Below are 15,982 nucleotides of genomic sequence, written 5' to 3'. Positions count from 1 at the left end.
ACCGCGCCCCGCCGAACCGACCCGGCAACCTCCGGAAAGACGGACACGACATGAGCGACGACGACCAGATCCGCCACCTGCTCAAGCGCCTCACCCTCGAACTCCACGAAACCCGCGAACGGCTGGCGCACGCCGAGAATCCCCTGCCCGAACCGGTCGCCATCGTCGCCGCCGCCTGCCGCCTGCCCGGCGGTGCCACCTCGCCCGAAGCCCTCTGGAAGATCATCGCCGACGGAGCGGACACCGTCGGCCCCTTCCCCGAGGACCGCGGCTGGGACGTCGAGCGCCTCTACGACCCCGACCCCGACCACCCGGGCACGTCCACCACCCGGCACGGCTCGTTCCTTCCCGACATCGCCGGATTCGACAACGACTTCTTCGGCATCTCCCCGCGCGAGGCGCTCGCCACCGACCCGCAGCACCGCGTCCTCCTGGAGACCGCGTGGGAGCTGTTCGAACGCGCCGGGATCGACCCCACCGGCCTTGCCGGAAGCCGCACCGGCGTGTTCGCCGGCCTCAACGGCCAGGACTACGCCGCCCGGCTGCGCGAGATCCCCGCGGAAGTCGGCGGCTACATAGGGAACGGCAACGCGGCCAGCGTCGCCTCCGGCCGCATCGCCTACACCTTCGGGTTCGAAGGCCCCGCGGTCACCGTCGACACCGCCTGCTCGTCGGCACTGGTCTCGCTGCACCTTGCCGCACACGCCCTGCGCACCGGCGAATGCGACCTCGCGGTCGCCGGCGGCATCACGTTGATGGCCTCGCCCATCGGATTCGTCGAGTTCTCCCGGCTCCAAGGGCTCTCCGAGGACGGCCGGTGCAAGGCCTTCGCGGCCGCCGCCGACGGCACCGGCTGGGCCGAAGGCGCCGGACTCGTCCTGGTCGAACGGCTCGCGGACGCCCGCCGCAACGGGCACCGCGTGCTCGCCGTCCTGCGCGGCAGCGCGGTCAACCAGGACGGCGCCTCCAACGGCCTCACCGCCCCCAGCGGACCTGCCCAGCAGCGCGTCATCCGGGACGCCCTGCGCAACGCCCGGCTCACCGCCGCCGACATCGACGCCGTCGAGGCGCACGGCACCGGCACCACGCTCGGCGACCCGATCGAGGCGCAGGCGCTCATCGCGGCCTACGGGCAGGACCGCCCCGACGGCCGCCCGCTGTGGATCGGCTCGTCCAAATCGAACATCGGCCACACGCAGGCCGCCGCGGGAATCGTCGGCGTCATCAAGATGACCGAGGCCATGCGCCACGGGATCCTGCCCAAGACCCTGCACGTCGACGAACCCAGCCCGCACGTCGACTGGACGGCCGGCGACGTGCGGCTCCTGACCGAGGCACTGCCGTGGCCCGAGACGGGACGGCCGCGCCGCGTCGGGGTGTCCGCGTTCGGGGCGAGCGGCACCAACGCGCACGTCATCCTCGAATACCCGCAGGACACCGGCGGCGCCGCCGACCGGACCCCTGCCGACGAGGCCGCCGGCACGACGGCCGGCGAGGCCACCGCGGCAGCGGCGGACGGCCCGCAGCCGTGGGTGCTGTCCGCCAGGACGCCCGCCGCACTGCGGGCCCAGGCCGCCCGGCTCGCCGACCACCTCCGCACACACCAGGACGAGGCCCGGCCGGTCGACACCGCGTTCTCGCTCGCCACCACGCGCGCCGCGTTCGCGGAACGCGCCGTCGTCATCGCCGCCGACCGGCAGGACGCGCTCGCCCGCCTCGAAGCCCTCGCCGCCGATGCCGCCCCCGACGTCGTCCGCGCGACTGCCACCTCCGACGCCCCGCTCGCCTTCCTGTTCACCGGGCAAGGCAGCCAACGCGTCGGCATGGGACGTGAACTCCACGCCCGGCACCGCGTGTTCGCGGCGGCCTTCGACGCCGCCGCCGACGCACTCGACACTCACCTGACCGGCCACGTGCCCCGCCGACTGCGGGATGTCGTGTTCGCCGATCCCGCCGACACCGAGGCCGCCGCCCTCCTCGACCGCACCATCTACGCGCAGCCCGCGCTGTTCGCCCTGGAGACTGCGCTCTTCCGGCTCTACGAGTCCTGGGGCGTGCGACCCGACTTCGTCACCGGCCACTCGCTCGGCGAGCTCACCGCGGCGCACGTCTCCGGCGTTCTCGACCTCACCGACGCCGCCGCCCTGGTCGCCGCGCGCGCCCGGCTCATGCAGTCGATGCCCGCCACTGGTGCCATGGTCGCCCTCCAGGCCGACGAAGCCGAGGCCGCCGCGGCAGTCGCCGCCCACGCCGGCCGACTCGGCATCGCCGCCATCAACGGGCCGGCGTCCGTCGTCGTCTCCGGCGACGCCGACGCCGCGGAAGCCGTCGCCGCGCACTTCGCCGCGCTCGGCCGCAAGGCCAAGCGGCTCCGCGTCAGCCACGCCTTCCACTCGCCGCATATGGACGGCATGCTCGACGAGTTCCGCCGCATCGCCGGAACCCTCGCGTACGCGCCGCCGCGTATCCCTCTCGTCTCCAACCTCACCGGCCGCATCGCAAGCGCCGCCGAACTCGCCGACCCCGCACACTGGGCCGACCACGTCCGCGGCGCGGTGCGCTTCCGCGACGTCGTCGCCCATCTCGCCGACGCCGGAGTACGCGCCTATCTCGAACTCGGCCCCGACGGCATCCTGACCGCCATGGCCCAGGACTCCCTGGCCGACCGCGCCGACACCGGCACCGAGCCGCCGCTGTTCGCCGCCGCGCTGCGCCGCGACCGCGCCGAGGCCGAGACCGTCCCGCATGCCCTCGGCACCGCACACGCGGCCGGGGCCCGCATCGACTGGGCCGCCTTCTTCGCACCCGCCCGGCCGCGCCGCACCGACCTGCCCACGTACGCCTTCCAGCACCGGCGGTTCTGGATCGACCAGCCGCCCGCCGACGGCGGCGACCCGGCCGGGCTCGGCCTCGCCGCGGCCGGACACCCCCTTCTCGCCGCCGCGGTGCACGTCGCCGGCGACGGCCCGGACGGCGGCACCGGAACCGTCCTGCTCACCGGATCGCTTTCGCTCGCCACCCACCCGTGGCTTGCCGACCACGTCGTGCACGGCAACGTCGTCGTTCCCGGCACTGCATTCGTCGAGGCCGCGCTGCGGGCCGGCGAGGAGACTGGGCTCGACGCCGTCGACGAACTCGTCATCGAGGCGCCCCTGGTTCTCGACGAACACGGCGCCGTCCACCTTCAGGTCCTCGTCGACACCCTCGAGCCCGACGGACGGCGCCCGGTCGCCGTGCACGCCCGGCTCGCCGATGCGGCACCGGGCACACCGTGGACCCGGCACGCCTCCGGCGTCCTCGGCACCGCGGCGGCCGCTGCGTTCCCGGCCGAACTCGGTGCCGCCCCGTGGCCGCCCGCAGGCGCCGCACCGCTCGACGTCACCGGCGCCTACGACGCCCTCGACGCGGCCGGCATCGCCTACGGCCCCGTCTTCCGCGGACTGCGCGCCGCCTGGCAGCAGGGCGACGCGGTCTACGCCGAGGCCGTGCTGCCCGAGGCGCAGCGAGCCGAAGCCGCGAGCTTCGGCCTCCACCCCGCGCTGCTCGACGCGGCCCTGCACATCGCCGCCGTCCGCGCTCTCGACCCCGCCGACCAGCGGGGCAACCGGCTGCCGTTCGCGTGGAAGGGCGTCCGGCTGCACGCCGCTGGCGCCGGCCTGCTGCGCGTGCGCATCGGGACGGACGGCGAGGGCGACGTCGTCCTGGACGCCGCCGACGGCACCGGGACGCCCGTCGTCTCGATCGGCCGCCTCGCGACCCGGCACGTCACCGCGGACCAACTCGCCGCCGCGCGCAGCCGCGACCGCGACGCGCTGTTCGCGCCCACGTGGATGCCGGGCCCGCCGCTCCCGGTCGAGGACGCCGCGCAGGACGTCGCCGCAGCCGTGCACGCCGGCGCCGTCCCGGACGCGGAAGCCGTGTACGTGCGCCCGTGGTCCGGTGACGCCGCCGAACTCGTCGACGCCGTGCACCACGAGACCGCGCGGGTCCTCGCCGTGCTCCAGGCAAGCGCCGAACGGGGCGCGGACGACGCCGCGCCGCTCGCCGTCATCACCCGCGGCGCCGTCGCCGCGCTTCCCGGCGAGCACCCGGACCCGGTCGGCGCCGCGGTCTGGGGCCTCGTCCGCAGCGCCCAGACCGAACAGCCGGGCCGTTTCCTGCTCGTCGACTTCGCCCCCGCCGCGGGGACCGGTGCGGGCCCCGGCTCGGAGGCGCAGGCAGGCGACGCGGCCCTGCTCGAGCGGGTCCGTGCCGCCGGGCTCTCCGCGGGGGAGCCGCAGCTCGCCGTGCGCGCGGATGCCCTGTACGTGCCGCGCCTTGCCCGCGCCGAACCGGCCGAGCCCCTCGTCGGCGATCGCCCGTTCGGCGACCCCGACGGCACGGTGCTCGTCACCGGAGGCCTCGGCACTCTCGGCGGGCTCTTCGCCCGGCATCTCGTCGCGGAGCATGGTGTCCGGCATCTCGTCCTCACCGGGCGCCGCGGCGTCGAGACCCCCGGCGCCGCCGCGCTGCGCGACGAACTGGCCGCCGCAGGAGCCCGCGTCACCGTCGCGGCCGTCGACGTCGCGGACCGTGCCGCCCTCGCCGGCCTCCTCGACAGCGTTCCGGCCGACCACCCGCTGACTGCGGTCGTCCACGCCGCGGGCATCGTCGACGACGGCGTGCTCGGCTCTCTCGACGCGGAACGCCTCGCCGCCGTGCTCCGGCCCAAGGCCGACGCCGCCTGGCATCTGCACGAACTGACCGCCGGGCACGACTTGTCGGCGTTCGTGTCGTTCTCGTCGGTCGCCGCGGTCCTCGGCGGCGCGGGGCAGGGCAGCTACGCCGCGGCGAACACCTTCCTCGACGCCCTCGCCGAACACCGGCGCGCCGCGGGACTCCCCGCGCTCTCGCTCGCGTGGGGCATGTGGGCCGAAGCAGGCGGCATGACCGCCCACTTGACCGGTACCGACCGGGCGCGCGCCGCCCGCGCCGGCATCCGGCCGCTCGGGACCGACGACGGCCTGCGGCTCTTCGACGCCGCCGTCCGCTCCGCGACCGCGCCGCCCGTGCTGGTGCCCGCCCCGCTCGACCTCGCGGGGCTCCGGGCCCGCGCCGCCGCATCCGGCACCCCCGTGCCGGCGCTGCTGCGCGTCCTGGTCCCCGGGCCCCGCCGTACCGCCGCCGCGGCCGGCGAGCCCGGCACACCCACCGGGGGCTTCGCGGCCCGGCTCGCCGCGCTCACCCCGGGGGAGCGCGACCGCGAACTCGTCGGGCTGGTCTGCGCCCAGGTGGCCGGCGTGCTCGGCGCCGACCTCGACGCGGTCGGGCCGCGCCGCCCGTTCGCCGACCTCGGCATGGACTCGCTCACCGCGGTCGAACTGCGCAACCGGCTCACCGCCGTGGTCGGCGCCCGGCTGCCCGCGACGCTCGTGTTCGACCACCCGACCCCCGCCGCGCTCGCGGAGTACCTCGGCAGCGAACTGCTCGGCTCCGCGGCTGCCGCACCGGCCGCCGCAGCGCCGCGCCCCGGAGCCGCCACGGGCGACGACCCGGTCGTCATCGTCGGCATGGCATGCCGGCTGCCCGGCGGTGTCGGCTCTCCGGACGACCTGTGGGACCTGGTCGCATCCGGCACCGACGCCATCGGCCCGTTCCCGGAGGACCGCGGCTGGGACGTCGACGACCTCTTCGACCCCGACCCGACGGCGCCCGGCAAGTCCTACACCCGGCACGGCGGATTCCTCTACGACGCAGCGGACTTCGACGCCGACTTCTTCGAGATCTCACCACGCGAGGCGCTGGCCACCGACCCGCAGCAGCGGTTGCTCCTGGAGACGAGCTGGGAGGCGTTCGAGCAGGCCGGGATCGACCCCACCGCGCTGCGCGGCAGCCGCACCGGCGTCTTCGCCGGCGTCATGTACCACGACTACGCGCCGCAGCCCGCCCACGTGCCCGCCTCACTGGAGGGATACGTCGGCAACGGAACGGCCGGAAGTGTCGCGTCCGGACGTATCGCCTACACCTTCGGGTTCGAAGGCCCCGCGGTCACCATCGACACCGCGTGCTCCTCGTCGCTGGTCACCCTCCACCTGGCCGCCCAGTCGCTGCGCACCGGCGAGACCGACCTCGCGCTCGCGGGCGGCGTGGCCGTGATGGCGTCGCCCGGTGCGTTCACCGAGTTCTCCCGGCAGCGCGGTCTGTCCACGGACGGCCGCTGCAAGGCGTTCGCCGGTGCCGCCGACGGCGTGGGCTGGGCCGAAGGCGTCGGCATGCTCCTCCTCGAACGGCTGTCCGACGCGCGGCGCAACGGGCACCAGGTGCTCGCCGTGGTGCGGGGCAGCGCGGTCAACCAGGACGGCGCGTCCAACGGGCTCACCGCCCCGAACGGGCCCGCCCAGCAGCGCGTCATCCGCCAGGCCCTGGCCAACGCGGGGCTCACCGCCGCCGACGTCGACGCCGTCGAGGCGCACGGCACCGGCACGACGCTCGGCGACCCGATCGAAGCGCAGGCGCTGCTCGCCACCTACGGCCAGGACCGCCCGGCGGAGCGCCCGCTGTGGCTCGGCTCGCTCAAGTCCAACATCGGCCACGCCCAGGCCGCCGCAGGAGTCGCGGGCGTCATCAAGACCGTCGAGGCCCTGCGCCACGGCGTGCTCCCGAGGACGCTGCACGTGGACGAGCCCTCGCCGCACGTCGACTGGTCCGCGGGAGCGGTCCGGCTGCTGAGCGAGGCCCAGGCCTGGCCCGACACCGGACGGCCGCGCCGCGCCGCCGTTTCGTCGTTCGGGGTGAGCGGGACCAACGCCCACGTCATCCTCGAACAGCCGGACGGGGCCGACGGCTTGGTACCGACGCCCGCGCCGGCGCCGCGCGCGGACGGCACCGGCGCGGAGCAGGTCGTCGCCTGGCCCGTCACCGCCCGGCGTGCGGCGGCCCTGGCGCCCCAGGCCCGCCGCCTGCACGCGTTCCTCGCCGATCGGCCCGGCACCGACCCGGCCGATGTCGCGCTGTCACTCGTCGCGACCCGGGCCGCGTTCGAGGAGCGCGCCGTGGTCGTGGGGACGGGCGGCGAACTGCCTGCCGCCCTTGCGGACCTCGCCGACGGCGCATCATCGCCGGCGGTGGTGCGCGGGACTGCCGGGCCGGTCGGCAAGACCGTGTTCGTCTTCCCCGGGCAGGGCTCCCAGTGGGCCGGCATGGCTGCGGAACTCCTCGACGAGTCACCGGTGTTCGCCGCACGCTTCGCGGACTGCGCCAAGGCACTCGAACCGCTGGTCGACTGGTCGCCCGCCGATCTGCTGGCCGGCGAGGACACCGACTGGCTCGACCGCGTCGACGTCGTGCAGCCCCTGCTGTGGGCCGTACTCGTCGCGCTCGCGGAGCTTTGGCAGGCACACGGCGTCCGGCCCGACGCGGTCGTCGGCCATTCGCAGGGCGAGATCGCCGCCGCGGTCGTCGCGGGCGGCCTGTCCCTCGAGGACGGGGCACGCGTCGTCGCACTGCGGAGCCAAGCCATCCTCGCACTGTCCGGCACCGGCGGTATGGCCTTCGTCGCCGAACCCGAGGCGGAGGTCCGCGAGCGCATCGCGGCCTACGAGGGGCGGATCTCCGTCGCCGCGGTCAACAGCCCCGCCCAGACCGTCGTCGCGGGCGAACCCGCCGCACTGGACTCCCTGGTGGCCGCGGTCGAAGCCGACGGGGTGCGCGCCCGCATCATCCCCGTCGACTACGCCTCGCACTCCGCACACGTGGACGCCATCCGCGACCGGATCAGCGCCGACCTGGCGGGGATCACGCCCGCCACGGGCCGGATCCCGCTGTGGTCCACCGTGACGGGGGAGTGGATCGACACCGCGGAGATGGACGCCGCCTACTGGGTGACCAACCTGCGCGAGCCCGTCCGCTTCGACGACGCCACCCGCGGCCTCGCCGCGACCGGGCACACCGTGTTCGTCGAGATCGCCCCGCACCCGGTCGTCGGCACCGCGGTCGCCGAGACCCTGGAATCCGCCGGCGTCACCCGCCCGGTCGTCGTCGGGACGCTGCGCCGCGAGCAAGGCGGCCTGCGGCGGTTCACCATCTCGCTCGCCGAGGCCTGGGTCCGCGGTGTGCCCGTCGACTGGCAGGAGGCGCTCGCCGACCGCCGGCCGCGCACGGTCCCGCTGCCCACCTACGCCTTCCAGCACACCCGCTACTGGCTCGACGGCGAGCGGACCGCGAACGGCGCCGCCGCCGACATCGCCTTCGCCGCCGCGCCCGTCGAGGGTCCCGTGCTGGCGGCCCGGGTCGCAGGCCTCGCCGGCGACGAACGCGTTTCGGTGATCGGTGAGTTCGTGCGCGCCGAGACCGCCGCGGTGCTCGGGCGCAACGGCGCGGCCGCCGTGGAGGCGGACCGGGCCTTCCGCGAACTGGGCCTCGACTCGCTCACCGCCGTGGAACTGCGCAACCGGCTCAACGCGGCGACCGGGCTGAACCTGCCCGCCACCCTCGTGTTCGACCACCCGACGCCGGCCGACGTGGCGGCTCTCGTCGCCGCCGAACTCGCGTCGGGCGACCCGTCCGGCGGCGACGGCTCCGCGCCGGACGTGCTCGCCGGCCTCGTCCGACTCGACGCGGCCCTGGCCGGCGACGGCCTCGGCGACGCGGACACTCGCGCTGCCGTCCTCCGGCAATTGCGGCTGCTCGCCGACAAGTGGGCCCTCGTGCCGGAACACCCCGGCGGCGGCCACGGGATCGACCTGGACACCGCCACCGACGACGAACTGTTCAGCCTCCTCGACGGCGACCTCGAATCCCTCTGAGCCCCCGCGCGGCACCGAAGCCCGCAGAGAAAGGCACGCACCATGACCGACGTCAGCACCGAGGCGAGGACCGCCGCGGCCGGGACGCCCGCCGACGAAGCGAAGCTCCGGACCTACCTCAAGCGCGCCCTCGCCGACGTCCAGACCGCCCGCGCGCGCCTGCGCGAGGTGGAGTCCGCGCGGCGCGAACCCATCGCCATCGTCGGCACCGCATGCCGGCTGCCCGGCGGCGTCCGCGGACCCGACGACCTGTGGAAGCTCGTCGACTCCGGGACCGACGCGGTCGGCGAGGCGCCCACCGACCGCGGCTGGGACCTGCGGGACATCTACGACCCCGACCCCGACCGGCCCGGCACCACCTACACCGTCAACGGTTCGTTCCTCCCGGACGCCGCCGACTTCGACGCGGCGTTCTTCGGGATCTCGCCGCGCGAGGCGCTCGCCATGGACCCCCAGCAGCGCCTGCTCCTGGAGACCGCGTGGGAGGCGTTCGAACGCGCCGGCATCGACGCCGCCACCCTCAAGCGCACCCGCACAGCGGTCTTCGCCGGGATCGCGGGCATCGACTACGCGCCCGCCCTCGACCGGGTGCCCGAGGAACTCGAGGGCTACCTCGGCACCGGAACCCTCGGCAGCGTCGCGTCCGGACGCATCGCCTACACGTTCGGGCTCGAAGGCCCGGCCGTGACCGTCGACACCGCGTGCTCGTCCTCGCTGGTCGCGCTGCACCTGGCGGTGCAGTCGCTGCGCTCGGGCGAGAGCGACCTGGCACTCGCCGGCGGCGCGACCGTCATGGCCTCGCCGGCCGGCTACGTCGAGTTCTCGCGCCAGCGCGGGCTCTCGCCCGACGGGCGCTGCAAGGCCTTCGGGGCGGGCGCCGACGGCACCGGCTGGGCCGAGGGAGCGGGCGTCCTCGTCCTCGAACGGCTGTCGGACGCCGAACGCCTCGGACACCCGGTGCTCGCCGTCGTCCGCGGCAGCGCCGTCAACCAGGACGGCGCGTCCAACGGCCTGAGCGCCCCCAACGGACCCGCCCAGCAGCGCGTCATCCGCGAGGCCCTCGCGAACGCCGGGCTCACCGCGTCCGACGTGGACGCCGTCGAAGCGCACGGCACCGGCACCACGCTGGGCGACCCCATCGAGGCGCAGGCCCTGATCGCCACCTACGGCCAGGACCGCGACCCGGAGCGGCCGCTGTGGCTCGGCTCGCTCAAGTCGAACATCGGCCACGCGCAGGCCGCCGCGGGGGTCGCGGCCGTGATCAAGACCGTCGAGGCACTGCGCCACGGCCGACTGCCTCGCACCCTGCACGCGGACGAACCGTCGCCGCACGTCGACTGGTCCGCCGGGACCGTGCGGCTGCTGGACCGGGCGCAGCCGTGGCCGGAGACCGGCGCGCCGCGCCGCGCCGCGGTCTCCGCGTTCGGGGTGAGCGGGACGAACGCGCACGTCATCCTCGAACTCCCCGAGGCAACGACCGATCCCGAAGAGCCGGCGGCGATCGCTCCCGACGCCGACCGGCCGCTCCCGTGGGTGCTGTCGGCGAAGTCCGCCGACGCGCTGCGCGCCCAGGCAGGCCGGCTCACCGAACACCTCGCCGCCCACCCGGCCTTCCGCACCGCGGACGTCGGACACACCCTCGCCACCGCCCGCACCGCGTTCGACGAACGAGCCGTGCTCGTCGGCGCCCGCACCGGCCTGCGCGACGCGCTTGCCGCCCTCGGGCGCGGCGAGGACAGCCCCGCGGTCGTCACCGGCACGGCAGGCCCCACCGGCAAGACCGTGTTCGTATTCCCCGGCCAGGGCTCCCAATGGGCCGGCATGGGAGCCGAACTCCTCGCCGAATCAACGGTGTTCGCCGCACGCTTCGCCGAGTGCGAGAAGGCCCTCGAACCGTTCGTCGACTGGTCGCTCACCGACGTCGTCACCGGCGCCGACCGCGGCTGGCTCGACCGCGTCGACGTCGTCCAGCCCGTGCTGTGGGCGGTGTTGGTCTCGCTCGCCGAAGTGTGGCGCTCCTACGGCGTCCACCCCGACGCGGTCGTCGGGCACTCGCAGGGCGAGATCGCCGCGGCCGTCGTCGCCGGCGGGCTCGGCCTCGAGGACGGCGCCCGCATCGTGGCGCTGCGCAGCCAGGCCATCTCCACGCTCTCCGGCCGCGGCGGCATGGCCTCGCTCGGCGAGCCCGCGGCACAGGCCCGCGAGCGCATCGCGCGCTGGGACGGCAAGATCGCCGTCGCCGCCGTCAACGGACCTGCGCAGGTCGTCGCCTCCGGGACCCCCTACGCCCTCGAAGTCCTGGTCGCCCAGGTGACCGGCGAAGGCGGCCGCGCCCGACTCATCCCCGTCGACTACGCCTCGCACTCGCCTCAGGTCGAGGCCATCCGTGACCGCATCCGCGCCGACCTCGCCCCGATCACCCCCGTCACCGGCGCCGTTCCGCTGTGGTCCACCGTGACCGGCACCTGGATCGACACCGCCGGCATGGACGCCGACTACTGGGCGGCGAACCTGCGCGAGACCGTCCGCTTCCACGAAGCCACCCAGGGCCTCGTCGCCGCCGGACACACCACCTTCATCGAGATCAGCCCTCATCCGGTGCTGACCCCCGCGATCGAGGACACCCTCCACGAGGAACTGCCCGCCGCCCGGCCCGGGCAGCCCGCCGGAATCGTCACCGGCACCCTGCGCCGCGACCAGGGGGGCCTGCCGCGCGTGCTCACCGCACTCGCCGAAGTCTTCGTGCGCGGCGTAGCCGTCGACTGGGCGGCCGTGTTCGCGGAGCACACTCCGCGGCACACCGACCTGCCCACCTACGCTTTCCAGCACCGTCGTTACTGGCGCGACACGGTCGAGGCGCCCGCGTCCGGCGCGTCCGCGCTCGGGCTGCGCGGCATCGAACACCCGCTCGTGCGTGCGTCGGTCGACATCGGCGACGGCGACGACGTCCTGCTCACCGGACGCCTCTCGCTGCGCGGCAGCCCGTGGCTCGCCGACCACGCGGTGCAAGGCACCGTGCTGCTGCCCGCCTCCGCGTTCCTCGAACTCGCCGTCCGGGCCGCCGACGAGGTCGGCCTCGGTGTGGTGGAGGAACTCGTGATCGAAGCGCCGTTCGCGGTGCCCGAGCGCGGCGGCGTGCACCTCCGAGTCGCCGTCGGATCGGCGACCGAGGACGGGCGGCGCCGGTTCGCGATCCTCTCCCGCGACGAGGACGCGGCCGACGACGGCGCCGACTGGACCCGGCACGCGGGCGGCTTCCTCGCGCCCGGAACCGGCTCTGCCCCGCCGCCGGCTCCCGACCCCGCCCGCGCTGCGGCCTGGCCGCCGCCCGGCGCCGAGCCCGTCGACGTCTCGGACGCCTACGGCCTGCTCACCGCCGCAGGCCTCGACTACGGCCCGGCGTTCCAGGGCCTGCAGGCCGCATGGCGCGGCGCCGACGGCGTCCTGTACGCGGACGTGGAACTCGCCGCCGACGAGCACGCCGACGCGGCCCGCTTCGGCGTCCACCCGGCGCTGCTCGACGCCGCTCTGCACATTGCCGTCGTCGACGCTGTCCGCACCGCCCGTGCTCGCGGCACCGACCCGGGCAGCCGTCTCGCGTACGCCTGGGACGATGTCCGGCTGCACGCCTCCGGCGCCGTTGCCCTGCGCGTCACCGTCACGCCCAACGGCACAGACAGCATCGCCCTCGAAGCCGCCGACGCCACCGGCGCGCCGGTGCTGTCGGTCGCCTCGCTCGTGTCACGGGCCGTGCCCGCCGAGGCCGCGGCCCGCCTCCGCCGGAGCGCCTCCGCAGACGCCTCACGCGCCACCTCCGCCCGCCCGGTGGCCGCGCGCCGCCGCGCGCGGACCGCGCCCGCGCCCGAGGCCACCGACTTCGCCGCCCGCCTGGACGCCCTCGACCCCGTGGCCCGGGAGGAGGCGCTCGTCGAACTGGTGCGCGCCCGGACCGCGGTGGTGCTCGGGCACACCGATGGCGACGAGCCCATATCCGCGGACACGGCCTTCCTGGAACTCGGCCTCGACTCGCTCACCGCCGTCGAACTGCGCAACCGGATCACCGAGGCGACCGGCGTCCGCCTGCCCGCCACCGTCACGATCGCGCACCCGACGCCACGCGCGGTCGCGGCCGCCCTCGACGAAGCATTGACGGAACGCGGCATCGCCGCCCCCGGCACATCGGACGCGCCGGCCGGCCAAGCCGACCGGAGCGCCGACGAGCGGGCCCGTGGCCCCCTGGCCCAGTTCTATGTCCAACTGTCCCGGGCGGCCAAGCACGGCACCGCCGCCGAGGTGATCATGGCCGCGGCCGGGCTCCGCGACTTCTTCGGCACCGGCGAACGCGCCGCACACGCCAAGCCCGTGCTGCGCCTCGCCACCGGCGACGGCGGGCCGGCGATCGTGTGCTTCCCCTCCGTCAGCGCCATTTCCGGGCCGCACGAATACGCCCGGTTCGCGCAAGCGTTCCACGGCGAACGCGACGTCTTCGTGCTGCAGACTCCCGGGTTCGCAGTCGGCGAGGCACTGCCGCGCGACGCCGAGGCGATCATCCGGCTGCACGCCGACAGCGTGCGCGAAGCGGTCGGCGACGCGCCGTTCATCGTCGTCGGACGCTCCATGGGCGGATGCATCGCGCACGCCGTCACCCGCGAACTCGAGGCCCAGGGCCTCGCCCCGCTCGGCGTCGCCCTCGTCGACACCTTCCCCATCGACACCCCGCTCGAGCCCGGCATGGACTGGTGGCTCCCCGCCATGATCGACGGCATGCTCGGGCGCATCGCCCAGTACGACATGTGGCTGGACGACACCAACCTCAGCACCATGGGCCTGTACCAGCGCATCTTCGCCGACTGGAAGCCGCAGCCCATCGCCGCGCCCACTCTCGTCGCCCAGGCGAACGAACCGATCGACGGAACCCCCGACGACCTCGACGGCGACGCCGACTGGCACGCCTACTGGCCGCTCCCGCACGACCTGATCCCCGTCGACGGCGACCACTTCACGGTCCTGGAAGACCACGCCGGGGACACCGCCCGCGCCGTCGCCGCATGGGCCGACGGCCTGGCCCGGCAACCTTGACCGCCCCCGCAGCCGCTGCCCCGCACGGCATTCCCACCGTCCGGTGCCTCCACCGGCGCACGACCGAATCCGAAGGAAGTCCATGACCCACCCGCTCACCCCGGCCGACCTCGCCGAGATCCACCGGACCCTCGCCCTGTTCGCGCACGTCTTCGACAACCGCGACATCGACGGACTCCGCCTGGTCTTCACCGACGACGTCACCGTGGACATCGGGCACAGCGCGAACCGCTCGTTCCACGGCATTGCCGAGTTCGCCGAATACACCCGCGGCAAGAGCGACGCCACGCCCGACCACCACACGCTCAACACCGCGGTCGTCGTCGACGAGCACGGCCGGGTGCAGGCGCGCAGCCGCTACATCGGCATCAACCCCGAAGGACGGCTCACCAGCGGCGAGTTCCTCGACATCCTGGAGCGGACACCGGACGGCTGGCGGATCCGCTACCGCCGCAGCCTCGCCCGCGTACCGCGCCCCGAGGGCACTGCCGCCGCAACGTCCGCCTTCCCGCTGTCCAAGGAGTTCGGATGAGCGCCGCACGCACCGTCACCGCCGCGGACCTTGCCGAGATCCACCTCGCGCTGGCGCAGTTCGGGCACGTCTTCGACAACGGCGACGCCGACGAGCTGGGCGAGGTGTTCACCGAGGACGTGACAGTCGAGAACACCATCGGCCTCGGCTACTCCATCCCGGGGATCGGCCAGGCCGCCGCATTCACCCGCGCGCGGCGCCCCGACACCCCGGACCACCAGACGCTGGACACCGTGGTGCTGGTCGGCGACGACGGCATCGTCCGCGCCCGCAGCCGCTACATCGCCACGCTGGTCGACGGGCGGGTGCACGGCGGGGACTACTACGACATCGTCGAACCCACCTCGGCCGGCTGGCGCATCAGCTACCGGGTGTCCGTCCCGCGGCACCCCGTGCTGGCCGCCACCGAACTGCCCGCGGAATTCGCCGAGCAGTGGCGTCCCACCGCAGAGAACTTGGCCCGCATCAGCGACGACTGAACGGGCGCGGGGAACGGCGCGGGCCGGTGGCCGGGGACGGCCCACGGGGCTCCCCGCCGACCGCCGCCGGCACACCGCGACCGCTCCAGCCCGCCGGCCCCGGGCCCCCCCTGGCCCGGGCCCGGCCATCGACCCCCATACCCGAGGACACCGCCATGAGCCCTACCCCCGCGGCGCCGACCGCAGGCCCGCGACACACCGGCACCACCGCGCCGACGGCCGACCCTGCCGAGGCCGACCCCGCCGCGTGGATGCGCACCTACCACCCCACGTCCGAACCCCTGCCGCGCCTGGTCGCGTTCCCGCATGCGGGCGGCTCGGCCAGCTTCTGGCTGCCGCTGTCCGTGGCCCTGCGCGACCAGGCCGAAGTCCTCTGCGTCCAGTACCCCGGCCGTCAGGACCGGCGTGCAGAGGCACCCGTCGAGGACATCGGCCGGCTGGCCGACATCGTCGCCGGGATCCTCGGCGGCGTGATCGCGGGCGACCCGAGGCACCGGCCGCTCGTCCTGTTCGGCCACAGCATGGGGGCCGTCGTCGCGTTCGAAGTCGCCCGCCGGCTCACCGCCGCCGACCCGGCGACGGCACCCGCCGCCCTCGTGCTGTCCGGCCGCCGCGCACCCGACCGCAGCCGCGCCGAGCGCGTGCACACCTACGACGACGCAGCGCTGGTCGCCGAGATCCGCGCGCTGCGCGGCACCGACGCCGGCATCCTCGACGACGACGAGGTGCTGCGGATGGTCCTCCCGGCGATCCGCGCGGACTACCGGGCGGTGGAGACGTACCGCTTCAGCCCGGGGCCGCCCCTCGGCTGCCCTTTGACCGCACTGGTCGGCGACCACGACCCCAAGGTCGGCATCCACGAGGCCGCCGCCTGGCGCGAACACACCACCGGCCCCTTCGACCTGCACACGTTCCCGGGCGGCCACTTCTATCTGACCGACCATCAGCAGGCTGTCGCCGACCACCTTGCAGCCGTCCTCCACCAAGCGCGCCGCAACTGACCGACGGGCACGTCCGGGACCTCTTGCCGGCGGCGAGGGGGGGGGGGGGGGGGGGGGGCCCCCCCCCCCCCCCGGGGGGGGGGGGGGGGGGGGGGGGGGGGGCGGGGG

General features: G+C 75.3%; 4 protein-coding genes and 1 pseudogene. All 5 read left to right on the top strand.

The features are described 5' to 3' along the window. Window positions 1-50: 50 nt before the first annotated feature. The 5 genes and pseudogenes from LZ495_RS07995 (at window position 51) to LZ495_RS07975 (ending at window position 15,874) form a co-directional block, all read left to right on the top strand. A complete protein-coding gene (locus LZ495_RS07995) occupies window positions 51-8,783 on the top strand; it encodes a type I polyketide synthase (RefSeq protein ID WP_372498540.1) in 8,733 nt (2,910 codons plus the stop codon). A 90-nt stretch (window positions 8,784-8,873) separates the two neighbouring features. Beyond that, window positions 8,874-13,862 (top strand): annotated as a pseudogene (locus tag LZ495_RS07990) (acyltransferase domain-containing protein); the annotation flags it as partial. Between the two features lie 82 nt (window positions 13,863-13,944). Continuing rightward, window positions 13,945-14,394 (top strand): nuclear transport factor 2 family protein, encoded by a 450-nt coding sequence (locus LZ495_RS07985; protein ID WP_235051299.1) that lies wholly within the window; start codon window positions 13,945-13,947, stop codon window positions 14,392-14,394. Further along, window positions 14,391-14,873 (top strand): nuclear transport factor 2 family protein, encoded by a 483-nt coding sequence (locus tag LZ495_RS07980; RefSeq protein WP_235051298.1) that lies wholly within the window; start codon window positions 14,391-14,393, stop codon window positions 14,871-14,873. Before LZ495_RS07985 ends, LZ495_RS07980 begins: the two co-directional genes overlap by 4 nt. Window positions 14,874-15,124: 251 nt before the next feature. Then, window positions 15,125-15,874 carry a thioesterase II family protein gene (locus tag LZ495_RS07975; RefSeq protein ID WP_235051509.1) on the top strand — a complete coding sequence of 250 codons (750 nt, stop codon included), beginning with the start codon at window positions 15,125-15,127 and terminating at the stop codon, window positions 15,872-15,874. Window positions 15,875-15,982: the final 108 nt, after the last annotated feature.

The sequence above is a fragment of the Yinghuangia soli genome (assembly GCF_021502675.1).
GTDB lineage: Bacteria > Actinomycetota > Actinomycetes > Streptomycetales > Streptomycetaceae > Yinghuangia > Yinghuangia soli.
Note: the sequence above shows the minus strand (reverse complement) of the source record. Positions and strands in the feature narration are given on the sequence as shown.

Excerpts from the sequence above, each read along its gene's own strand:
- LZ495_RS07985 (WP_235051299.1), top strand. The coding sequence starts at position 13,945 with ATGACCCACCCGCTCACCCCGGCCGACCTCGCCGAGATCCACCGGACC.
- LZ495_RS07980 (WP_235051298.1), top strand. The coding sequence starts at position 14,391 with ATGAGCGCCGCACGCACCGTCACCGCCGCGGACCTTGCCGAGATCCAC.
- LZ495_RS07975 (WP_235051509.1), top strand. The coding sequence starts at position 15,125 with ATGCGCACCTACCACCCCACGTCCGAACCCCTGCCGCGCCTGGTCGCG.
- LZ495_RS07995 (WP_372498540.1), top strand. The coding sequence starts at position 51 with ATGAGCGACGACGACCAGATCCGCCACCTGCTCAAGCGCCTCACCCTC.